This is a genomic window from Azospirillum sp. A1-3 (assembly GCF_023806445.1).
Taxonomy (GTDB): domain Bacteria; phylum Pseudomonadota; class Alphaproteobacteria; order Azospirillales; family Azospirillaceae; genus Azospirillum.
On record NZ_JAMSLU010000007.1, the window covers coordinates 539,669 to 562,377 of the forward strand.

13 protein-coding genes are annotated in these 22,709 nt (G+C 65.6%); 9 read left to right on the top strand and 4 right to left on the bottom strand.

Annotated elements, in window-relative coordinates:
* Positions 1–42 precede the first annotated feature (42 nt).
* Complete coding sequence (tssA, locus tag M5E06_RS32870; protein WP_252141841.1) at positions 43–1,113, bottom strand: type VI secretion system protein TssA; 1,071 nt, start codon at positions 1,111–1,113, stop codon at positions 43–45.
* 437 nt (positions 1,114–1,550) lie between these two features.
* Here tssA and tagH point away from each other — a divergent pair, with 437 nt between their 5' ends.
* The 7 genes from tagH (at position 1,551) to M5E06_RS32905 (ending at position 12,937) form a co-directional block, all read left to right on the top strand.
* Entirely contained in the window at positions 1,551–2,819 is a 1,269-nt protein-coding gene (gene tagH, locus M5E06_RS32875; protein WP_252141842.1) for a type VI secretion system-associated FHA domain protein TagH, read from the top strand.
* 61 nt (positions 2,820–2,880) lie between these two features.
* On the top strand, positions 2,881–4,224 hold the full coding sequence (gene tssK, locus M5E06_RS32880) for a type VI secretion system baseplate subunit TssK (RefSeq protein WP_252141843.1): 1,344 nt from the start codon (positions 2,881–2,883) through the stop codon (positions 4,222–4,224).
* The gene (gene tssL, locus M5E06_RS32885) at positions 4,221–5,579 is read left to right on the top strand and encodes a type VI secretion system protein TssL, long form (protein ID WP_252141844.1); all 1,359 of its coding nucleotides are present in this window, start codon (positions 4,221–4,223) and stop codon (positions 5,577–5,579) included. The genes tssK and tssL overlap by 4 nt, the downstream gene beginning before the upstream one ends.
* Positions 5,580–5,636: 57 nt before the next feature.
* Complete coding sequence (tssM, locus tag M5E06_RS32890) at positions 5,637–9,158, top strand: type VI secretion system membrane subunit TssM (RefSeq protein WP_252141845.1); 3,522 nt, start codon at positions 5,637–5,639, stop codon at positions 9,156–9,158.
* A complete protein-coding gene (gene tagF / locus M5E06_RS32895) occupies positions 9,158–9,835 on the top strand; it encodes a type VI secretion system-associated protein TagF (RefSeq protein ID WP_252141846.1) in 678 nt (225 codons plus the stop codon). The genes tssM and tagF overlap by 1 nt, the downstream gene beginning before the upstream one ends.
* Entirely contained in the window at positions 9,832–10,704 is an 873-nt protein-coding gene (locus tag M5E06_RS32900; protein ID WP_252141847.1) for a PP2C family protein-serine/threonine phosphatase, read from the top strand. Before tagF ends, M5E06_RS32900 begins: the two co-directional genes overlap by 4 nt.
* The gene (locus tag M5E06_RS32905) at positions 10,688–12,937 is read left to right on the top strand and encodes a serine/threonine-protein kinase (RefSeq protein WP_252141848.1); all 2,250 of its coding nucleotides are present in this window, start codon (positions 10,688–10,690) and stop codon (positions 12,935–12,937) included. The genes M5E06_RS32900 and M5E06_RS32905 overlap by 17 nt, the downstream gene beginning before the upstream one ends.
* On the opposite strand, the gene M5E06_RS32910 is transcribed toward M5E06_RS32905, so the two are convergent.
* Positions 12,918–13,112: a hypothetical protein gene (locus M5E06_RS32910; RefSeq protein ID WP_252141849.1), complete on the bottom strand. Its 195-nt coding sequence runs from the start codon at positions 13,110–13,112 to the stop codon at positions 12,918–12,920. The two genes, M5E06_RS32905 and M5E06_RS32910, sit on opposite strands and share 20 nt — an antisense overlap.
* Positions 13,113–13,232: 120 nt before the next feature.
* On the opposite strand from M5E06_RS32910, the gene M5E06_RS32915 reads away from it, so the two are divergent.
* Positions 13,233–14,540: an alpha/beta fold hydrolase gene (locus tag M5E06_RS32915; RefSeq protein ID WP_252141850.1), complete on the top strand. Its 1,308-nt coding sequence runs from the start codon at positions 13,233–13,235 to the stop codon at positions 14,538–14,540.
* Between the two features lie 627 nt (positions 14,541–15,167).
* Here the strand turns inward: M5E06_RS32915 and M5E06_RS32920 are convergent.
* Both M5E06_RS32920 and M5E06_RS32925 read right to left on the bottom strand, forming a co-directional pair.
* A complete protein-coding gene (locus M5E06_RS32920; protein WP_252141851.1) occupies positions 15,168–15,674 on the bottom strand; it encodes a hypothetical protein in 507 nt (168 codons plus the stop codon).
* A 190-nt stretch (positions 15,675–15,864) separates the two neighbouring features.
* Complete coding sequence (locus M5E06_RS32925; protein ID WP_252141852.1) at positions 15,865–21,093, bottom strand: two-partner secretion domain-containing protein; 5,229 nt, start codon at positions 21,091–21,093, stop codon at positions 15,865–15,867.
* Between the two features lie 754 nt (positions 21,094–21,847).
* On the opposite strand from M5E06_RS32925, the gene M5E06_RS32930 reads away from it, so the two are divergent.
* Positions 21,848–22,342 carry a hypothetical protein gene (locus tag M5E06_RS32930; protein ID WP_252141853.1) on the top strand — a complete coding sequence of 165 codons (495 nt, stop codon included), beginning with the start codon at positions 21,848–21,850 and terminating at the stop codon, positions 22,340–22,342.
* Positions 22,343–22,709: the final 367 nt, after the last annotated feature.

Sequence of the window (22,709 nt, forward strand, 5' to 3'; positions counted from 1 at the left end):
GGCCGTCGTGCGGGGACGCGGCGCGTCGGGCCCCGCGGGGCGTCAATCATCCCGGCGGCGCCCACTGATGGTTTCGAACTGGCTCACCCCGTCGGGAGTGAGGTCCAGGAGAAGGTCCATGAAGGTCATGCCGATCAGGCGCTTGGCGCGCTGCAGCAGCAGCGGAACCGGACTGGACGGCTCATTCTTGCTGAAGTACTCGGCAATCCTGTCGAGCGCCTGCACACAGTCCGCACGCGAGCCCAGCGTCCCGAAGCCGACCATCTGAACAGTGTGCGCCTGCCGCGCCATGGTGACTGCCGTTGCCATCGGGACGGCGCCGGTGACGCCCGCTGCTCCAGCGCGGCCATCTGCATCGGCACCAGCACCAGACTCCCGCGCTGCCAAACGCGGCTCCAGCACCGTGTTTGCATCGCTCAGCACAGCAACCAGGGCGGACAGGTCCGGTGCGTTGGAGACGCCGACCTGGTCGCTCACCGCCGCTTCGATGCGGCGGGCGAGATCCAACGCCCGCTTTGCCGCCTCTGCCGTGGTGCGCAGCTCGTCCACATCGCACTCCAGGAAGGCGGCATTGATGAGAGCAAGATCAGGAGCGCCCTCGGGCGGGTTCGCCGCGCCGGCTGCAACAATTTGCCGCAATGTGAAACGGCCGACGGCGCGGGCCGATACCAGGTGGGTGTCCCGGAGCGGCCGGAGCATGGTGTCGGTGTCGGCCAGCCCCGCCACGATGTTCACGCGCTCGATGGGGTCGTCGTCGTCAGGGTCGAGCTGCGGGTAAAGCGTCGGCCAATGACGCTCTACGAGCCCGAGGAACACCTCGAGGCCGGACGCAAGCCCCGGCAGGCCATGCAGACCGAGCAGTGCACGGCACAGGTACAAGGCGATGCGGATGTCCCTGGTGCGTTCGAAGAGATCGAGGCAAAGCCGCAGGACTTCACGCCAATCCGGCGGCGTGGCCGGCTGGATCACCGCGCCGATCTGGCGTTCCGGCTGTCCGTCTGCCTTCCGCTCAAGATCAATGAATGTCGCATCGTAGCCGCAATCCTCACCGGATGGGTGCTCGGCGCTGATTTGCTGCAACAGTTTGCCTAAATCGACGATATCTCCGGTCAACGCACCCCTCCCAAAACATTTGATTTCGACATCAATGCTATGGTTACTCAGCGCGCTCGTCCTTATGGCGATGCTTTACATGCAGCTCATCTTCATTTTGACAGACAACCTATTCAAGCAAACAATGCCCAACATGTCTTACTGTTCTTCCGCAGATATGGCTTTGGTTTTCTGCGTATATTTGGGCTACCCCTTATGTATAGAAACAACTCCACCTGATTTGGGTGTAGCAGCATGATCTCATGCTCCAACACATTCACCTTTTACCGGAATAATCCCTCTGGCGCTCCGGTGTCAATATAGACTATACAATCTGTTGATTGATAAGTCAGCGGTGCCAAAGAAAAATAAGCGATGCCTTGACTTTGCAGCGTCAGCAGAGAGCGGGTCGGCATGAAATGTTAACTCTACGGATAACAAAAGGGCGGCTGCTCGGAGTGTCGCGCACGCTCTATCATACCGGACTGCTGGTGGGACGGGGAAATTCCTGCGACTGGGTATTGCCGGATACAGAATGCATTCTGTCGAAACAGCATTTCCGCATCGCATGGGCGGACAGTCTCTATCTCCTGACCGACACCAGCTCGAATGGGGTTTTCCATAACCATGACAGTCAGCCGATCGGGCGGGACCGCTCGGTTGTGCTTGCGGACGGAGACGTGATCGTCCTTGGGGATTACGAGATGTCGGTCGAGCTGCAACAGGCGGCTCGATCTCCGGGTGTGGAGCCGTGGGATGACGGCGGATTTCAAGACGCCGGCTCCTCTCCCTTCGACGCCAATGAAGCCGTCTTTCCTGCCCTTTCCGGCGCGCGCGCGCCCTCCCCTGCACCGGCGACCGAACCGGACCACGTTCCACTGGAGACTGCGTATTTCCGCCCGCCGGACCCGATCGACGCGCTGCCGGATGACTGGTTCTTGAGGCTGAACGAGTCGACACCGGAGCCGACCCCAGCGGCTGTGCAGGGTCAGGCCGCACAAGCGGCCGTCAGAGCGTCGGACCCACCGCCGCCACCGGACCCGCGGTCTGCCGGGCCGGCTGCGCCCGGCGAGAGCGGCGACGCGGTCCTGCTCGCAGCGTTTTTGGCGGGGGCAGGGCTCAATCCCTCCATGCTGTCAGGCGAGGACCCCGCTGCGGTGTTGCGCGCGACCGGAGCGACCTATCGCCTGATGGTCGAGGGATTGCGCAATCTGCTGGCCGTGCGTGCCAGTCTGAAGAACGAGTTCCGGATCGACCGCACGGTCATCGCCGCCACGAACAACAATCCTTTGAAATTCTCGGTGGACGCCGACCAGGCAATGCAACAGCTCCTCCGCGCGGTCCGGCCTGGCTATCTCTCGGCCGAAGCAGCGGTGCGGCAGGCATTTGAGGACATTCAGCGGCACGAGCTGGCGGCGTCCATTGGAATGCGGGCCGCGTTGGGCACCCTGCTGCGCCGCTTCGACCCTCAGATGCTTAAGGAGCGTCTGGAGAGGCAGTCGCTCCTGGCAACCATCCTGCCGACGGCGCGCCGTTCGCGCTATTGGGAGCTCTATGAGGAGCTGTACGGCCAGATCGCCGCCGAGGCGGAGGACGACTTCCAGTCGCTGTTCGGGCGCGGGTTCTCCCAGGCTTACGAGCAGCAAATCCACCTCCTGTCCGACTCCCCGCCCGCTCCTGCGCCCGGCGGGGCGCCGTCCGCGCGGCCGGGCGACGGGAACAGATAAACCGCCGCCGTCAGTCGCTCCGGCCGGCCGTAGCAGCATCCGTTGAGGGGAGCGTTTGTGAATGTCCGGGGATAACAAGGTGGTCTGGTCTGAGGGCATGTTCATTCTGCCCCAGCATTTTCAGCAGGCCGATCGCTATGTGGAGCATCTGGTCCGCGCCCGCGTCGGCAATCTGCGGCCTTTCCCATGGGGGGTCAGCCGCCTGGAGATCAACCGCGATTTGCTGACCACCGGACGCTTCGCGCTGATCCGGTGCAGCGGCGTGCTGGAGGATGGCACTCCCTTCTCCATTCCCGAGGACGCGCCGCCGCCGCCGGCCATCGAACTGCCGGAGAACATCCGCGACTGCATGGTCTTCCTGACGCTGCCGGTCGCGCACCCCGGCGCCGCCGAGGTGGAGATGGGGGAGACCGCAGAGAGCGTCACCCGCTACTGCGCCAGCGAGGTGGAGGTGGCGGACGGGGTGGCTGGAACCGGCGGACGGGCTCGCCTGCATGTCGGGCGCCTGCGCCTGCGCTTGGCGCTGGAAACCGACCCGCGCGACGACATGATCTGCATCGGGTTGGCCCGCATCGTCGAGGTGCGGCCCGACCGCTCGGTCGTGCTCGACGACCGCTACATTCCGCCCTGCCTGAACACCGCAGCGTCGTCCATCCTCATCGGTTTCCTCGACGAGCTGCAGGGGCTGATGCACCAGCGTGCCGACATGCTGGCCGGCCGCGTCTCGGAAGCTGGCGTCAAAGGTGTGGCGGAGTTCGGCGACTACCTTTTGCTGCTGGCGTTGAACCGCTATGAGCCGCTGATGGCGCACCTCGCCCGCCTTGCTGCGTTGCACCCGGTGGACTTCTACGCCGCCGCCGTGCAGATCGCCGGGGAATTGGCGACCTTTACCGCACGCAGCCGGCGCCCGCTGGCCTTCGGCGTCTACCGGCACGACGATCTGCAAGCGACCTTCGCACCGGTGATGACCGAGCTGCGGCACGCGCTGACCACCATGATCGAATCCTCGGCCATTCCGCTCGTGCTCCAGCAGACCAAGTTCGGTCTTTGGTACGCGGCCATGACAGACCGCACGCTGCTGTCCACTTGCAATTTCGTGCTGGCCGTGCGCGCCGACGTGCCGGCGGAGACGCTGCGCCGCACCTTCCCCGGACAGGTCAAGATCGGTCCGGGCGAGCAGATCCGGGATCTCATCACCTCGGCATCGCGCGGCATCCAGCTTCGGCCGCTCCAGGTGGCGCCGCGCCAGATCCCCTATCATGCCGGCAAGGTCTATTTCGAGTTCGAGCGACACGGCCCGCAGTGGGAGGCCATGCGGTCCTCCAGCGGCTTTGCCGTACACGTCGCCGGCGACTTCCCGCACATCGAGATGGACCTCTGGGCAATCCGCGAGGTGACATCGTGACTGAGGACGATCCCTTCCGCACGTCCGACCGCACCGTCATCCGCCCCATCCCCGGCGGGCGGCGGGTGCCCCCGGGCGGCGGCGGATTTCCCGGCGCCGACTGGCAGGCGCCGCCGCAGCCGGCGGAGGCCCCCACGCCGACCGGTGTGCAGGGTGAGCGGCCGGCGCTGCAGACCGGCGAGACCGGCGGCCCGGTGGTCGCCGCCGCCGCCGGCATTTTGTTGCTGGCGGCGCGGGTGCGCACGCTGGCTATGCCGCCCGACACGGCGCGGCTGCGCGACGTGATGATCGACGAGATCCGCAGCTTCGACACCCGGTTGCGCCGCCTCGGCCTGCCGGGTGATCAGGTGCGCTTTGCGCATTACGCGCTGTGCGCGACGGTCGATGACCTTGTTCTCAACACGCCTTGGGGCGGCAACAGCCTGTGGGCAAAACAGGGCATGGTCGGCACCTTCCACCGCGAGACGGTGGGCGGCGAACGCTTCTTCGACAATCTGACGCAGCTCAAGACCGACCCCGGCCGCAACGGCCATGTCCTGGAATTGCTGTACCTGTGCCTCACCTTGGGGTTTCAGGGACATATGCGGATCACGCCGCGCGGCGGGGCGGAGATCGCCCGCCTGCGCCAGGACTTGTACAAGCTGCTGCGCCGCGGCGCACCGGCAGACGACCTGTCGCCGCACTGGCGTGGCCTGCGCGAGCCGCCACGGCGGCTCACGTCGACCGTGCCGCTGTGGGTCATCGCTGCGGTGACAGCGGCGCTGCTGGCACTGGCCTACCTCGGCTTCAGCGTCGGGCTGAACAGCCATTCGGACGCGCTGTTCGGCCGGCTGGCGGCGCTGCCGCAGCGGGGAGCGCTGCTGATTGCTCGGCCGGCCCTGCCCCCTCCGCCGCCACTGCCGGTCGCGCTGCAGCGGGGGCCGCGGATCAAGAAGATCCTGGAACCGGAGATCGCCGAGGGGCTGGTCACCGTAACCGAAACGATGGACAGCACCCTCATCCGCATCCGCAACCGAGGGCTGTTCGCATCGGGCAGCGCCACCGTTGCAACGCCGTTTCTCCCAACCCTGCAGCGCATCGCCCAGGCGTTGGAGGCTGAGAAGGGGCGCGTGACCATTGTCGGCCACACCGACAACCAGCCAATCCGCTCCTTGCGCTTCCCGTCGAATTGGCACCTGTCGGTGGCCCGTGCGGAGTCGGTCGGCATGGTGATTGGAAAGGAGCTGTCGGACCGCACCCGCATCAAGACCGTCGGCAAGGCCGACACCGATCCGGTGGCCGGCAACGACACGCGGGACGGGCGCGAGCAGAACCGCCGCATCGACGTCATACTCGCCAAAGGCGACGGCTCATGATTTCCGCAACGTCCCGGTAATGCCACCCCCTCCCATCCCCCTCGGTAGCAAGCGGCCATGACGTTCATCCTCTCCTTATTGACCGCCCGCTGGGTCGTGACGCTGATCGGTGCTCTGGTCCTCAGCCTGCTGGTGTGGCTGGTCGGACCGCTGATCGCCGTTGCCGACACGCGGCCACTGGAAAGCGACACCGTACGCGTCATCGTCATCCTGGTCATCCTGGTGGTCTGGGGCATTGCCAACCGGCTGGCGCTGAGCCGCGCGAAGACGGTTGAGCAGGCGCTGGTCGAGGGCGTCACCGGCGCGGCTGTCGACGATGCCAGCGCGGCGACGGCCGGCGAAATCGCCGCGCTGAAGGCGCGCTTGCAGGAGACGGTGGACATCCTGCGCAAGTCGTCGGATGCCAAGAGCAAGCGTTTCCTCTACCAGCTTCCCTGGTACATGATGATCGGCCCACCGGGCTCGGGAAAGAGCACGGCACTGGAGAATTCCGGCCTGGTGCGGCACGCTGCCGGCCGAACCGGGCGGTGCGCGGTGCGCGGCGTCGGCGGCACCCGCAACTGTGAATGGCTTTTCACCGAGGATGCGGTCCTCATCGACACTGCCGGCCGCTACACCACACAGGACAGCCACCAGGCCGTGGATGCCGCCAGCTGGCAGGGGTTCCTCAGCCTGCTGAAGAAGACCCGCCCGCGCCAGCCGATCAACGGCGCCATCGTCGCCATCAGCCTGGCCGACATCGCCACCGCCAGCGAGGCGGAGCGTGCCGCACACGCACACGCCGTGCGCCAACGCTTGAACGAGCTGTACGCCAGCTTCGGCGTGCGCTTCCCGACCTATCTGCTGCTCACCAAGGCCGACCTGATCGCCGGCTTCTCGGAATTCTTCGACGACCTGTCCAAAGCGCAGCGCGAGCAGGTCTGGGGCATGACCTTTCCGTTGGGGCCGGAGGAGACCGACCCGGCCGCAGCCTTCGGGGCGGAGTTCGACCTGCTGCTTGCCCAGTTGAACCAGCGCCTGCTCGACCGGCTCCAACAGGAGACGGACCTGGAGCGGCGCGGCATCATCTTCGGTTTCCCGGCGCAAGTCGCTTTGCTGAAGGAGCCCGTCAAGGAGTTCCTGGCCGACGCCTTTGAGGGAAGCCGGTATGACCAGCGCCCCCTGCTGCGCGGCGTCTATCTGAGCAGCGGCACCCAGCAAGGCTCGCCCATTGACCGCCTGACCGCCAGCATCGCCCGCATGATCGGCGCCGAGCAGCGCACCGTGCCGAGCCCATCGGGCGGTCGCGCGTACTTCATCACCAGGCTGCTGCGCGAGGTGATGGTGCCCGAGGCCAGCCTCGTCAGTTCCAACCCGGCCGTCGAACGGCGCCTGCACTGGATGCAGCGCGGCGGCATCGCCGCCGCCGCGGCTGTTCTCCTGGCTGCAGTCGGCGTTTGGGCGCTGAGCTACAGGCAGAACCACGCGCTGGTGGACACTGCCGACGCGACCGTCGACCGTTTCGTCCAGCAGGTCGAGGCGGTGCCGAAGACCGCTGACGCGCTGCGTCCCGACACGGTGCTGCCGCCGCTCGACACACTGCGGACGCTGGCGATCCGTGAAGACGAGCCGCCTCCGCTCACCGCCTCCTTCGGCTTGTATCAGGGCGACAAGGTCTACGCGCAGGCCGCCGCCAGCTACAACCGCGCCCTCAACGCGCTGCTGCTGCCGCCGATGGTCTACCGGCTGGAAGCGCAGATTCGGCAAAACCAGCAGAACACCGACTACCTGTACGAAGCCTTCAAGATTTACCTGATGCTCGGTGGCCAAGGACCGATGGAGGCCGGGCTGGTGCGCCAATGGATGGCGCTGGACTGGGCTTCGCTCTACCCCGACCCCGCCGGCACTGGCGCGCGCACCGCGCTGCTGGAGCATCTCGACGCTCTGTTGTCGGCGCCGTTGACCGCGGTCCCGCTTGATCCGCAGGTGATCGAGCAGAGCCGCCGCAGCCTCGCCCGCTACCCGCTGGCCGAGCGCGCCTACGCCCATCTGAAGCAGTTGCCTGCGGCACGCACGCTGCCGGAATGGCGGGTTGTCGAGGTCGGCGGCCCCGCCAGCGCGCGGGTGTTCGTGCGCCGCTCTGGCAAGATGCTGTCGCAGGGCGTTCCTGGCCTCTATTCGCGGGATGGCTTTCACACCGTCCTGCTGCCCAGCCTGCCGGGCATGGCGACGGAGGTCGCGAACGAGAGCTGGGTTCTGGGCCAGAGCGCCGGCGAAACGCCGGCCGAGGGCGGCGATCAGGCGTCGCGGCTGGAGCGCGACGTGCTCCAACTCTATCTCAACGACTACATCGTCCGCTGGGACCAGATGCTGGCTGATCTGTCGCTGGTGCCGATGCAGACGGCTGCGGTTGTCGCACAGGTGGCGAGCGAGCTGTCCGGCCCGGCCTCGCCGCTGCGCAATGTGCTGGTCTCGGTGGCCGAACAGACCAAACTGGCCACCGCCAAGGCCAGCGCAGTGGGTGACACCGGCGCTGCGGCCAAGACTGCCGTCGCCGGAGTGCCTGGCGCCGGCCGGCTTCAGACCCTGCTGGCCAACAGCGGCACGCTGGCCGCCGGCCTGCCTGAACCAGGCAAAGCCGTGGACGATCATTTCGCGCCGCTGCACGCTTTCGTGGAGAGCCGCGGCGGGGTTGCCGGCAGTTCGCTCGACGATCTGATGCGCCAACTCAACGAGCTGTATCTCCAGCTCAACCATATGCAGTCTGGCGCACCGGCCGCCGGCGCCGGCGCGCAGGTCGGCCCATCACCATCGCAGCAGCTTGTCGCCGCCACGGCGCGCATGCCGCCCGCCGTAGCGGCGCTGGCGCAGCAGATGGGCAAGGCCGCGTCGTCGGCCACCGTCGGCAGCACGCGCACCGAGTTGAATGGGCTGTGGACGGCGCAGGTTCTGCCCTTCTGCCGGCAGGCGACCGAGAACCGCTACCCGGTCTACCGCCAGGGCTCCTCCGACGTCCTGTTGGCCGACTTTGCCCGCCTGTTTGGACCCAATGGGCTGATCGACACCTTCTTCAACCAGAATCTGCGGCCATATGTCGATATGACCCGACTGCCCTGGCGGTGGCAAAAGGTCGAGGGCGTCGATCTCGGCATCGCCCCGGCAGCGCTGGCGCAGTTCCAACGCGCCGCGGCGATCCGGGAGAGCTTCTTCGCCGCGGGTGTTGGCCCGCAGGTGACGTTCGACCTCGTGCAGACCACGCTGCCGGCCGGTGTCACCCAAGCGGTTTTGGAGGTGGACGGTCAGGCGGTCACCTTTGTTCCGGGGCAGAGCCGCCCGATGCCGTTGCACTGGCCGGGTGCCGCCGGGCAGACCCGCGTGACCTTCAACGGCGCACCAAGTCCGGATCTGGTGGTGGACGGTCCATGGTCGTGGTTCCGTCTTCTCGACCGCTCCAGGGTCGGGTCAGCAGGCGGCGACCGTCTGGCGGTGATGGTCACGGCCGGGGGACAGAGCGTCGGCTTCGAACTGCGGGCCAACAGCGTGCGCAACCCGTTCTCCTTAAAGGAATTGAGCGAGTTCCGCTGCCCGGGAGGTCTGTGATGGCGGCGGGCTGGGCAGAGGCCGGTTTCCACGGCAAGCTGCCGCTGCGCGGCGACTTCGTGACCCGTCGGGTTCCGCGGGCGCTGGTCGAAGCGCTGGATACCTGGCTGCAAGACGGCATCGCCGCCAGCCGCCAGGTGCTGGGCGCCGGCTGGCTCGACCTTTACCTGACCAGCCCGGTCTGGCGCTTCACGATCGACGCGGGATTGGTCAGTGCGATGTCCGTGGCCGGGGTGATGATCCCCAGCGTCGATCAGGTCGGCCGCTATTTCCCGCTGCTGATTCTGGCGCCGCTCGGCGGGGCGCCGGGCCTGTGCGCCGCCGCCCTGGCGCAGCGCGGCTGGTACGCCCGCGCCCAGGCGGCGGCGTTGCTGGCGCTTCAGGACGACGCCGACTTTGAGCGCTTCGATGCGGCGGTGGCCGCGTTGGGTGCCGCGGACGGCCTGCAGGACCAAGACGCGCTCACCCTCGCCGTCGGCGGGCTGGTGGAGGGCCCGGTGGGGCTGGGACGCGGCTACCGCTGCTTGTGGTGGACAGAAGGGTCGGACCAGGTGGCGCCGGTGATGCTTGCCGGCGCCACCTTGCCGCCGGCTGCGGGCTTCGCCAGCCTGCTCGACGGCCACTGGGCACGGTTGGCCGACGCCGTGTCGGTACATCCTGCAGGTGGACAGCCATGATCGAAGGAAGCCAAACCGTGGCGCGCGGCGGACCGGAGGTCCGGTCGTCGTCTGCCACGCACCAGGGCTGCGTGCGCAGCCTGAACGAAGATTCCCTGCTCGAGCGCCCCGACCTTGGTCTGTGGGTCGTCGCCGACGGAATGGGCGGGCACCAGCGCGGCGAATACGCCAGCGACGCCATCGTCCGGACGCTCGGCGCAATGCCGACGCAGGTCGCTGCCCCCGCCTTCATGACCGAGGTCAAGAGCCGGCTGGAGGGGGCAAATGCCCTGCTGCGCGCCCAGGGTCTGCGGGACGGCGGCACCATCGCCAGCACCGTGGTGTGCCTTCTGATCTCGGGCTGGAATTTTGCCTGCGTCTGGGCCGGCGACAGCCGGCTGTACCTGCTGCGCGACGGGCGCCTGCACCGGGTCAGCACCGACCACAGTGTGGTGCAGGACCTGGTCGACGCCGGCGCGTTGACGCCCGAGCAGGCTGCCACCCACCCGCGCGGCAACGAGGTGACGCGCGCCGTCGGCGCCTTCGACAGGCTGACACCGGAGGTGCGCCAGGGGACCGTTCAGTCCAACGACGTCTTTTTGCTGTGCAGCGATGGGCTGACCAGGATGATCGCGGACGACGAGATCGCCGCCTTGGCTTGCGATGGCGAGGGTGAGCCGGCCCCCCTTGTCGACGCCCTGATCGCCGAGACGTTGCGCCGCGGTGCGTCCGACAATGTCACCGTGATCGTGGTGCGCTGCCTGCGCCCGACGCTGGCCGCGGAGGAAATCGACACTCTCGTCCTCAGCAAACGCCCGACCGCGCTCGCCGCGGATCAGGCCGCCGCCCCCACCCTGTGCGAGCCCGGCCCCGATGACGCCGCCCACTGACGACCGGCACACCGACCGCGATCCCGTTGGCGACCCTCCTGATGGGGACCGTCCCGACGGCGACCACACGCGGCTCCCGGGCGCCAGTGCCACGCCGGGTGCGGCGAGCGCGACCAGGACCGCGGCATCGGCGCAGCCGGCCCCCCGGCCAGCCGCCGATCCCGAGCCCCGGCCGGAGTTGCCCGTCGACGCGCCGACGGTCATCACCCCACGGGTGCCGACGCAAAGCGGTGTTGCGCCGCAGCCAGCAGCCGGCTCCGCCGCGGCACCGGCCATGAGACCGGATGGGACGGCCAACCCGTGGACGGGGGAAGATGGCCTGTCGCTCCTGCCCGGGATGCTGCTCAACCACACCTACCGCATCGAGGCGCTGCTGGCCCGGGGCGGCATGGGCGAAGTGTACCGTGCCCGCAATGTGGAACTGGACACGCTGCATGCGGTCAAGGTGATCCTGCCCGCCTTGTCGCAGCACGCCACGTTGGTCGACCTGTTCCGACGCGAGGCGTCTGTGCTGCGGCAGGTGCGGCACGACGCCATCGTGGCCTATGACGGCATCAATCGGGACGAAGTGGGCCGCCTCTATCTGGTTATGGAGTTCGTGGACGGCCCGTCTCTGACCTCTTTGCTCGGCCAAGGGCCACTGCCGGAGAGCGATGTCTGGCGTCTGCTCGACCGCCTCGCCTCCGGTTTGGCGGTGGCGCATGACAAGGGCGTGGTTCATCGCGACATCTCGCCGGACAACATCATCCTGCCCGGCGGGAAGGTCGATGCGGCAAAGATCATCGATTTCGGTATTTCCAAGCAGACCTCCTCGGCGGCCGCGACCATCATCGGCGATGGCTTCGCCGGCAAATACGCCTACGCTTCGCCCGAGCAGATTGGCATGTTCGGCGGTACGGTCGATGCCCGGTCGGACATCTACAGCCTCGGCCTTCTCCTCGCCGCCGCCGCATTCGGCAAGCCGCTGGACATGGGCAACGCGCCGCAGAGCGTCCTGCAACGCCGCAGGGAGGTGCCGGACCTCAGCGCTCTTTCGCCGGCTCTGCGCACCGTGCTGTCCGCCATGCTGGCGCCCGATCCCGACGACCGCCCGCAGTCGATCGCCAGCCTGATCGGAGCGGCAGCCCGTGACGGCATCCCGGCCGGCGCCGGCGTCACGACCTCCCCGCCTGCGCCAGCCCCCACGACCTCACGGGTTGGACAGCAGAAAAAAGCCGGCTTCGGGCCGGTCGCCGCCAGCATCGCCGCTCTGAGCGTGCTAGGCGGCGGTGCCTATGTGGCGACAACGATGCTGTCCGCCCCCCCGCAGTCCCCCGCACCGCCCGAGCAACCGCCTGCACCGGCGCCAGACCCCACCCCGACGCCCGATCCGCCCGACCGGGCGCTGGAGAACAACGCGCCTGAGGTGCCGGCTCCAAACCCGGCCCGCAAACCACCGGAGGAGCCGCTGCCACCCGGCCCGGTGCGCGGCTTGGGCTTTCCGCAGCAACCGCCGCCTGCGCCACTCCCACTGGAGAGCCTGCGCGAGAAGGCGGCGCAGGCCAGCCGGGGGCTGTCATGCGCCGGCGTGCATGTCGCATCGTCGGGTGGGGAGCGCCGCACTGTCTCCGCCTTCGCTGGCAGCGAGCCCGAGGTGGCGCTGCTCGGTCAACGGCTGAGGGAGCTGGCGCCGACCAGCGAGGTCGATCTCTCCTTGACTGTGCAACCGCAGCCGTTCTGCGATGCGTTGCGCATCGCCGGTCCCGGCTATGCCCTGCCGACCGGGCCCTTGCATGTTTCGCTGAACACTGCGTCCAAGGTCTACAAGGATGGGGAGACGCTGATCGTGACGGTCACGTCTTTCGGCAAGGGCGGCCACCTGACGGTGGACCACCTGGATTTGAGCGGCAACGTGGTGCATATGGTGCCCATGCCGCTCCGGCCCAACGGACAGGTCCGGAGCGGGCAGTCGATCACGCTCGGTGCGCACGCCGCCAATGCCGACCGGAACGCCCGCGTTTACACCATCTCGCCGCCGTTCGGGCCAGGGATGATCCTGGCTGTGCTGACGCCCAAGCCGCTGTTTCCCGCCAACCGTCCGGAGGTTGAACCCGCAGCTGATTACCTGTCGCGGCTGCGCACCGCTCTGGCTGCCGCCCTGGAGATCGCCCCGGGTGCGGCCCCGGGCTCTGCCCCTGCCAGCGAGCCCGCCGTGGTCAGCGATGCGGTCTTCTTCACGACGGTTCCTCGCTGACCATGGCCGGCCGGAACCAGGCCCTGCGCGGGCGGCGGCTGGTCACGGCGGCCCTGGCGGTGGCGGCCGCGTTGGCGGCCGGGACTGGAGCCGCGTTGTTCATCCGCCACACCGCCGAGCCGGTGTCGCCGCCCCCGTCGACGACCGCCATGGCGGTCGCGCCGGTGGCAGCCACTCCCCCGCCCCCCCCTCCCCCAGCCCCTTGCACCCGGTTGACTGCCCGGCCACTGCGGCGGGCGCGCGGTGTGCCTACCTGACGGCGCCGCAGGACTGGCAGCGGCCGGGCGGACCGACTGTGCGCCTGTTCGCCATGGTCTTACCGAGCCTCGTCCAGCCGCCACAGCGCGACCCCCTCCTGGTGCTGAGCGGCGGCCCTGGGCAGGCGGGCAGCGACTCTGTGGCGTTCGCTGCGACAATGCCCGCCCGCTTGCGCGAGCGGCACGACCTCATCCTTTTCGATCAACGCGGGACCGGGCTGTCGCAGCCGTCGCTCCGCTGCCCGGCCATTGATCCGATGCGCTTTTGGTATGGCGGCCTGACCGCTCAGGACGTGCGTGGCTGTCTCGATCCGCTGCGCACCGCCGGGTATCGGCTGGAGGCATTCGACACACGGCAGAGTGCGTTCGATCTGATCGCCTTGCGGCGCGCGCTTGGGCTGGAGCGCTGGAGCGTGCTCGCCACCTCCTATGGTGCGGTCCTCGCCCACACGTTGGCACAACTGGATGGTGATGCGGTGCAAAGCCAGGTGCTGAACTCGCCGTCGACGCCGACCGCCAGCTGGCTGGACCCCGAGCGCTTTTCGGCGATTGAGCGGGTGTTCCGGCTGGTGGCGGACGACTGCGCCGCCCAGCCGGACTGCGCCCGGGCCTTTCCCAGGTTGCGCGGCGCCGTGCCACACATCGCCAAAGCGTTGGACGAGACGCCGTTGCTGGTGCACGCACGCGACCGGAGCGGCGGCCCCGACCAAGTCCGCCGCTTTGCGTGGCCCGAAGTGGCCGGCGCCTTGACCTTCCGCCTGGGCGCCGGCGACCGGGCGGCGGTGCCCGCGATCATCGACTATCTTGACCGCGTCTCCAGCGGGCGCCAGAAAGCGGACGAGCGCGTGCTCGCCGACATTCTGATGCCGCCGCAATACTGGCAGATGTTCGACACATTGGCCTACGGGCTCAATCTTGTGATCGGCTGCCGGGAAACGCGATCGCACATCGACCCCGCGTCGGCGCGTGCCGCCGCCGCCGGGCACTATCCCTACGTTGTGCCCGACGCCGTCGAAGTCGATTATGACGTTGCGTGCCCGACGCTGGAGCTGGAGCCGGTGGACAAAGCGTTTTACCAGCCCGCCAGGCCCGACATTCCAACTCTGATCCTAACCGGCAGCTATGACACCCTGGTGCCGACCGACAGCGCCGACGTGATGGCCGGACGGTTGCGTGCAGCGCGGGTGGTGAGGTTCCGTGGCCTGGGGCACGACGTGCTGGCATCCAGCCCCTGTGCCGCTGCCCTCGCCGCCCACTTTATCGACGATCCGACTGGAGAGGTGCCGCAGACCTGCGCCGAACGCTTCCTGCCGCCGAGCTTCACCGTGACGCAGATCGGCCGCTGATCGACTGTCGGCCCATCGTCGGTGTGCCAACCAGTCTCGGTGGACAGCCATGGTGCGGGCTCGGAGTTCCAAGAGTGGCGTCAGGGACGCTTCCGTTGACGATGCAAAGTGATCTTGCGTAGGCATCCGGTGAGGCTTTCAATAGCCCACAAGCAGGCCTCGGCTTTTCCCAGTATGAAGTGAGCATAGAGCATAGGAAGCCTTGAGGACCAACAGTGTAGGTGGGTTTTCTCACCATGCCGCCAGGTCTGCGACAGATCGAAGTTGATCGACAACCTCAACGCTGACGTACACTCGAATGCACTTCAGCATGATTTCCGTCAATTGGCAGTATCTCGCACCGTCAGCATCACCCCAACCCTCAAGATGACTGGCTCAGATACAGCCACATCCATGCCGTCTCTGAGACCAACTCTTACAGGAACAAAAGAACTGCCAAAATGGTATCAGAGATAGCTTAAACCAGAATTCTAAGCATTTTTAGATTTTCTAACTTAGCAGCAAACATATCAAGCTGCTTCTTGGCATCATTCGCAGCAGACGGCGAGTTATTTGCGAATAGGACAAACCTATGAATCAATACATATAAAGTAAAATTGCCAAGCCGCGGCAGGATCATCTTGGCGCTCACTGCGTGAACCGTGCAGCCCGTTGCATGGCCTCACGGGCAAAGCGGCCGGCTGCAAGTGGCCTGTCTTCCAGAAGCTGAAGGCAATCGGCAACAGACTGCTTCATACCGGTGTGAATAACAACCTGTCTCAGTGTGCCGGTAAACGGCACCCAACCCGTTTCAAAGAATGGCACAAGGACCTTCCTGCCATCTTTTTCCAATTCTTCTTCGCCGCGATAACTCTGGGCTATGGGGCCAATCTCATATTTTGTTCCGGCCATGATCCGAAACTTTGCAATATATTGAAAGTTGTTCCCCCAGAGCGCAGCATTCAACTCCATCTCTAGCCGATCCGCGGTCAAGTCGGTAATTTGAATCCCAGCAATGGTGGAGGCAAAATAGCAGCTGCCATATAGCCTATGACCGCCACCATAAACACGATACACAATTTCCAGACCTGTCGCCTGTCGTACGATTTCCGGCCTTTGGCCAAATCCACGCTTCTCCCAATCCTTCATCACCATTGGTTTGTCTCCTCTTACAGTCAAAGCAAGAGTGGTTGAAGGGACAGCACAGTTAACCCAATTCTTATGGAAACAAACGATGACATCCTCACCAACACTTGGATAGGCTCCCCTGGCGGCGCGGCACGACTGACGAGGGCGGCCTGAGCCGCCCTCGCTCATCCTCGGCTTTGCCGCAGCAGAACCTCGGTCAACGTGCAGTCACGGTGCCGCGTTCGAACAGATAGTCCGCGCCGGGGTCGTAGCCGGCGAAACTGACCACGCCGTAATGCGGGGTCTGCGGCGTGGTCTTGGTGACGTCCTTTCGGACCTCCAGGAACAGGTCGAAGCCGCCCTCCTCCTTGGCGATCCGGCGCACCTGGCTGATGAAGGCGCTGGCGAACGGTGAATTGACGTCGCCGTCCATGACGGGCTCATCGCCGCCAGACGACATCGCCATCACGGCGCGCCGATCGCGGAGCTGATCACGCTGGATGTCAGCCGCCGAGATGCTCCCATCTTTGGTGAAGGATCCCGAGTAGCAGCTGTCGGCCACCAGCATGATGTGCTTGGCCGGCATGCGGCTCAGCAGGCGCGACACGTCCTTGTTGGACAACCAGTTGTTCGGGCTGTGGGCGCCGGCGTCGACCGGCAGCCAATAGCCGAGCCCTGAGTCCGGGAAGGCGTAGCCGTGTCCGGCATAGTAGACCACCACCTGATCCGCGTCGGTGAGCTCACGGCCGAGAGCGCTCAGCGTCTCGACGATCTTCTTCTTGTCAGCGTTGGTGACAATCCGCGTTTCGTAGCCGAGCAGCCGGCTGAGCGACGTGGCAACCACCTGAACGTCTGCCTTCGGCGTGTCGAGTTCGGGAAGCTCCTGGTCCTGGTACTGCGCGTTGGCGATCAGCACCGCGATCTTGCGCCCCGCGCGCGGCTGGCTGTCGGCCGTCGTGCCGCGCGGCGCATCGACCGTGATCGTCCTCTCGGACTTCTTACCATCCTCGTCCAGCGCGGACAGCAAGATGTTGTTGCGTCCCTCGCTGACGGGAATGTCTGCTTGGAACTGGCCCTTCTCATCGACGAAGGTCCAGTACTGACCGACGCGCAGATGAACGAAGCGCGACTGGTTGATGATCCGCCCCTCGATGACGGCCGCCCCACTCGGTGTGAAGCGCACGAAGCGGAGATCGGCGAACTGCGGCCCGTCCGGGCCGTCCGAGGTGAAAAGGTCAGCGGCTCCGGGATCCCGGCGGAGCTGCTCCAGCGCCTGAGCGAACAGATCGGTACGCGCGTCCTTCTGAACCCGCTGGTACAGGCTGAGGTAGGCGCGCTCGACGTCGGGATTGGTGTTTGCGCGCTCGAGAACCTGCTTGATCTGCACGTACTTGACGTTTTCGCCGCCAGTGGTTTTCTCGAGAAGATCGCCGACCTGCCCGACGGTCGGATCCTGGCTGTTCTTCAGACCGGCGACGAGGGCATCGACCGGCACGTTGTCGAACACGGCGCGCAACTCGGCGTTTGACAATTGGCCGGAGGTTGCCAGAGCGATCACGGCCTCATTCAAGGAGCCGTTGCGCAGCGCGTCGTTGACGAGCTGGATGCCGTCACGCACGGCACCGGTCAAGGAGAGCTCGGCCGAGGTGACGAATGCGGGCCGGGTCATCCCGGCGAACGGATCGATGCCGCCGCTCCCGCTGCCGAAGGACGAGCCGCTGCCGAGGGAGCTGCCCGTGGTGCTGCCCGACAGATCATTGAACCGCGAGGGCAAGGCGTTGAGGTTGAGCCCAGACAGCGGATCGTTGCTGGCGACGGTGATTGCCGGCACGCCGCGCGTTCTGCCAACGGCATCGACTTCGCGTTGCGCTGCTTCGACGACCGGGCTCACGGCGGCCTTGGGTGGCACGACCGGCGATGGCGGCGTCGGCGGCGGCAAGAGAGGGGTCTCCACAACCGGTGTCGGCGGCGGCGAGGGAGGGGTCTCCACAACCGGCGTCGTCGGCGGCGAGGGAGGGGTCTCCACAACCGGCGTCGTCGGCGGCGAGGGAGGGGTCTCCACAACCGGCGTCGGCGTGCTTGTGTCCGGCTCCGACGGCTTCAACTGCGCGAAAGTTCCCTTGTATGGAAACGGGACTGTGACGCCATTGAAGGTGTGTTGCCCGCTCCGGCTGTTGTTCTCAAGCGAGACGCTTTCATTCCCAGTTACGGTGGTTCCGCGCGTGTTGAAGGTCAGAGTACCGGTCTGATATTTGCCAAACAGGTTGTCCGTAGCAACCTGCACGGAACCCGAGGCCCCGGTGATGAGCTCTTCCTCGAAGTTGGTCGTGCCGGTACCGGCGACTTGCGTGAAGGAGTTGGCCCAGACCTGTTTCTTTCCGGTCACATCGTGTGCGCTTTCAACAACAATGGCCCCCAGCGGACCGGCGGCGGAACCAACGGTCTCGTTAAACGCGATGTCGCTTGTCCCGGCGTCCAGGGTCATGTTCCTTCCGGTCCCGGTCACGGCGCCGTTGAATGTGATATCCGCCCCTCTGATGGTCGTGTTGAAGGGTAGCTCCAGGGCGCCAACCCGCACACTGCCACCGGAATGCCCACCAACGATGAGGGCACTGTAGCCCGAAAATCGGTTCAGGTCGCCTTGGGTTAGGGTGAGCTCGGTCGCAACGCAGTCACAATCGTCCGCCCCCGCCCCGAGATTGATCGGTATATCCGAGTTGAGCGGGCGGATCGTGACGGTGCCGGTGCCGGTGATCGATCCGGTTTGGCTGGTCATCCTGAGGCGGTCGACTGTCAGATCGACCGAATCGGCATTTATGCGGAGTGAGTCGTCGGTGCTGAGTTCGAAAGCAGTGATATGCAGCGCGCCGCGTCCTGCGTCCACTGATGAGGAATCCATCTCGACAGCGGCGACGGTGTCGGCACCGGCGAAACCGGTTAGTGAGATGGCGCCACCAGCCGAGGTCAGCGATGAGCCGGAGAGGGAGACCCGTTGCCCACTCAGCGCGATCGCGCCGGCTCCTGCGTCCACCGATGAGTCATACAGATGGACGGAGGCGTCAGTGCCAGTCAGCGAGATGGGACCACCAGCCGAGGTCAGCGATGCGCCGGAGAGCGAGACGTCTTGTCCACTCAGCGAGATGGGGCCACCAGCCGAAGTCAGCTTTGTGCCGTCGTACAGGGAGACCCGTTGCCCACTCAGCGTGATCGCGCCGCTTTCTGCGTCCACCGATGAGTTATCCAGATAGACGGAGGCACCAGTGCCGGTCAGCGAGATGGGGCCACCAGCCGAGGTCAGCTTTGTGCCGTCGCGCAGGGAGACATCTTGCCCACTCAGCGTGATCGCGCCGCCTCCTGCGTCCACCGATGAGTTATACAGGTCCACCGATGAGTTATCCCCATAGACGAAGGCGCTAGTGCCGGTCAGCGAGATGGGGCCACCAGCCGAGGTTAGCTTTGTGCCATTGCGCAGGGAGACCCATTGCCCACTTAGCGTGATCGCGCCGCCTCCTGCGTCCACCGATGAACCACCCAGCACCACGGTGGCGTCAGAGCCGATGCCGGTCAGCGAGATGGCGCCACCAGCCGAGGTCAGCGATGCGTCGGACAGCTCAATACCGGCATATGTCGAATATCTGGCCCCGCTGCTTACGGTGATGTCGCCGCCGTTGCTGATCAACCCGCCCCCCCGCACGATCACCCCACCACGGCCGGAGGCGTCCTGGTCGCCTGTCAGGACCATGTTGAGCTTGCCGGAAGTCGAGGAGATGTTGGCGTTGACTGTGATATCGTTGTGGGCCTGCAAGCTTAGCGTTGCATCACCACCGTCGGTCTTCCGGATCGCGCTGTTGACGGTGATGTTCCCCGGTTCATTGCCCATCGCGTCTGTGACAACCGTCACGTCCGTGCCGCTGTTGAGCGAGCTCTCGATCACACGCGGGTCGATCCGCGATTGGGATAGGGTGGTGGAGGTCAACACGGCTGCGGGGTCGTCCTCCGTCTGCGTTTCAATGGTGATGTCCGTCGGGTCGAGAAGCCACAGTCCGGCTTGACCCTTGGGCGCGGAAGCGTCGGCTGCGCGGGTTACGTCGAGGAACCGCAGGCCGGACGTTTCGATGAAGCCGCCATCTCCCCCCTGTGGACCGCCGCGGGCGCTCAACGCGCCATGGCTGCGCGTCGCGTCGTCCGCCCACACCACGATCTTGCCGCCCTTGCCGGAGTCCGTGGCATCGGCCACCACGGTGGCGTCCTTGTCGACCGTCGTGACCATGGCCGGCGGCACCGGCTTGCGCGCCGGGCGGACGTTCAGGCCGGCCAAGCGACGGGCCTCTGCCCGCCCGCCGAGATAATCCCCGCCAATCAGCGCCTCGCCGCCGCCTTTGCGGCCCGAGACGTCGACCTTCGCCCCGGCGGCGAGCGCAACCGCCTTTCCGGTTACAGTCACCGTACCGCCCTTGGTGCCCGTCGCGCGCCCCGATGCGTCAAGTGTGCCGGAGACCTGCACGGTCCCCTCATCGCCCAGCAGCACGATTTCGCCGTCGCGCTCTTCGACCGAACGGGCTTGGACGATGCCCGACATGTCGATGACCTTGTCGACGACTCCTTTCGCGGCAGCGGCGCTCATGTAGACGCGACCACCGTCGGCGTAGATGGCGCCCTTGTTCTCGACCAGCGCCTGGACCGGTTTGCCATCGCGCCCACGGACCTGCTCGGCCACCTTCCGGTCGAGCGCGAGATTGATCTTCTGGTCGCCGAACAGATCGACCGTGAAGGCCATGCCCGACGCCAGCGATACCTCGCCCAGCCGCGCGGTGATGACGCCGCGGTTGGCGACGGCTGGCGCCACGAGCCCCGCGAGCCCCGCCTCGGCGACCGTAATCTTGCCTTCATTGACCACGGTGGCCGGAGGAGCGCCCGTCGCCTCGAACCGGTAGCGGCCGGCCATGAAGTCGTCGTTCCGGATGTCGTGCGTGGTGGCGACAAGCCCGGAGACGTCGATGGTCGCGGTGTGACCAAAGAAGATGCCGTTGGGGTTGACCAGCCAGACCTGCCCATTTGCTGTCAGCCGCCCGAGGATGTCCGAGGGGTTTGCCCCAACAACGCGGTTGAGCGCGACAGCGTTGCGGTCTGGCTGCTGGAAGTGGGTGTGCTCGCTGGCCCCGATGCCGAAGCTTTGCCACTCAATGATGGCCTTGTTGCTGGTCTGCGTGATGTCGACCCGGTTGGGCGCCGTCTGGGCGATGCTCGCCTGCCCCTGCACCACACTGCCGCCCTGCGGGTTGGCACGCGCTTTGTCCGGTGCGGCCATGGTCACGACAGCCAGGAACAGCGCCAGTGAGCCGTTCAGCGCTGTGGTCGACGCCAGCCCGGCCCGTCCTCGCAGGCGGAGACGCAACGCATTGACGTATATCGGAGCCGCAGGGCGGCAGGCACGGCGTCTGGCCATGGCGAGCACCTTGGATCGGTTTCAAAAAAGGGCGGGCGCCGCCGCTGGAGCTGCGTCGGTCGTGGACGTGGCCGCTGATGGTGCGGACTACTTCGCAGTCACGCTCAAGCTGAAAAAAGATATGCGACAGGACAATCGACCGTCGCCCGAACACAGAGGACTATGAGTACCAAACCCAAAGTTTACGGGCGTCATGGTCTTCCTCCTTAGGAGGGGTACATGATTCCCCCACCACGCTAGCTGGGCAAGATTTCTAAATGGTGGAAACCTTTTGATTTTCTTGTGCAGGCATTAAATCGTAATTTCTTTTTACTGGTAGAATGAGTAGAGGATGGTCTGCAAAGGGGGATTAGAAAAGGTGATATCAAGGATTTTTGAGTAGCTGTTTCGGCTTGGACACAGCACCAATAATGGCACCATCAATGTATCGGCATCGGACCGCGCGACGGGCACGGTGTGAGGCGACTGTGGCCGGTGGCCTGAAGATCACGCGGCGAAGGACGCTCCAACGACCTCAGCCCCGCAACTGTCTGCCCCATGCTCGCCTCTCTATGCCAAAGCCATAGAAAACCGACGGCAGGTCAGCGGGCTTCCGCAAGGGGGATCATCAATTGTGAGTTCTGGCAGCCACCGCCAGGATGATTACTTAAGATGGTTTCTTGCAGCCGGCATCCGCGTTGGTACCATTGCCACTGGTCAAGCCGCACCTCAAACCTGCCGGCGGTCACGACCTGACAACTGTGGGAGACCACTTATGGCACAGGTGATGGTATGGCTCCCATCTGTCAGCAAGAACACGCGCGGCAACAAAGGGCTCAACGTGGGGCACGCAGCTTTGCTTGCCGACCGAGCAGCAAAACCATCCTACGTAAGCTGGTGGCCGAAAGGCGGTGCTGACCTAAATTCCCCGATGACGAACGGCCATTCAACTCCGAGCTATGCGCATGATGTCCAGCAAGAGGGCGGAATGCCGACCATTGTCGACCTTCCGTGCCTGAACGACACAGCCATTAGCCAATGGTGGGCGCGGATCAAGGATTCTGGATTCGCGGCGCCTTATAGCTTGGAATGTCTACCGCAGAGTAGAAACTATCACCTATTTGAAAATAATTGTTCGACCGTGGTGTTCAGAGCAATGCTTATCGGTGGAGCGCGCGAAGTGGCGGATTTCCCGGCATTCGCTACTATGACGCCGCCACACATTCTGGCTTGGGCGCGAAGGCTGCAACTTGCGCAGATGCAGCGATAGGCGATTCTCATGGCTCTATAGCGGGTTCCGTCAGCCTTCGCGCCATCTTGCCAGCGGTGCGGCAGCTGACGTAGAGGACCTCCTGCAATCCTGCTCCATGGCTCGTCTCCTATGTCTGAGAGACCGTGTTGGTGGTCAAGCCGTCTTGAAAGGTTTGCGCGTCTTCATGACGCCGTAGGCGATGACAAGACGTTTGCGGGCAATGGCGACGAGAACCACCTTGGGCTTTTTCCCAGCCTCGGAGAGGCTCGGCGCCGGCCCATCGGCCGCAATTCTTGTGTGTGACATACCGTGAGACGAGCCACCTGCAACTCACAAGGACATGGGGTGTAGCAGCTCGAAAGTAAGCGCTACGAGCGCACCCCTC

What these genes read in the sequence shown, in the direction of transcription:
- tssK (WP_252141843.1), top strand. Translation starts at nt 2,881, where the DNA reads ATGTCCGGGGATAACAAGGTGGTCTGGTCTGAGGGCATGTTCATTCTG.
- tssM (WP_252141845.1), top strand. Translation starts at nt 5,637, where the DNA reads ATGACGTTCATCCTCTCCTTATTGACCGCCCGCTGGGTCGTGACGCTG.
- tagF (WP_252141846.1), top strand. Translation starts at nt 9,158, where the DNA reads ATGGCGGCGGGCTGGGCAGAGGCCGGTTTCCACGGCAAGCTGCCGCTG.
- M5E06_RS32900 (WP_252141847.1), top strand. Translation starts at nt 9,832, where the DNA reads ATGATCGAAGGAAGCCAAACCGTGGCGCGCGGCGGACCGGAGGTCCGG.
- M5E06_RS32905 (WP_252141848.1), top strand. Translation starts at nt 10,688, where the DNA reads ATGACGCCGCCCACTGACGACCGGCACACCGACCGCGATCCCGTTGGC.
- M5E06_RS32920 (WP_252141851.1), bottom strand. Translation starts at nt 15,674, where the DNA reads ATGGTGATGAAGGATTGGGAGAAGCGTGGATTTGGCCAAAGGCCGGAA.
- M5E06_RS32925 (WP_252141852.1), bottom strand. Translation starts at nt 21,093, where the DNA reads ATGGCCAGACGCCGTGCCTGCCGCCCTGCGGCTCCGATATACGTCAAT.
- M5E06_RS32930 (WP_252141853.1), top strand. Translation starts at nt 21,848, where the DNA reads ATGGCACAGGTGATGGTATGGCTCCCATCTGTCAGCAAGAACACGCGC.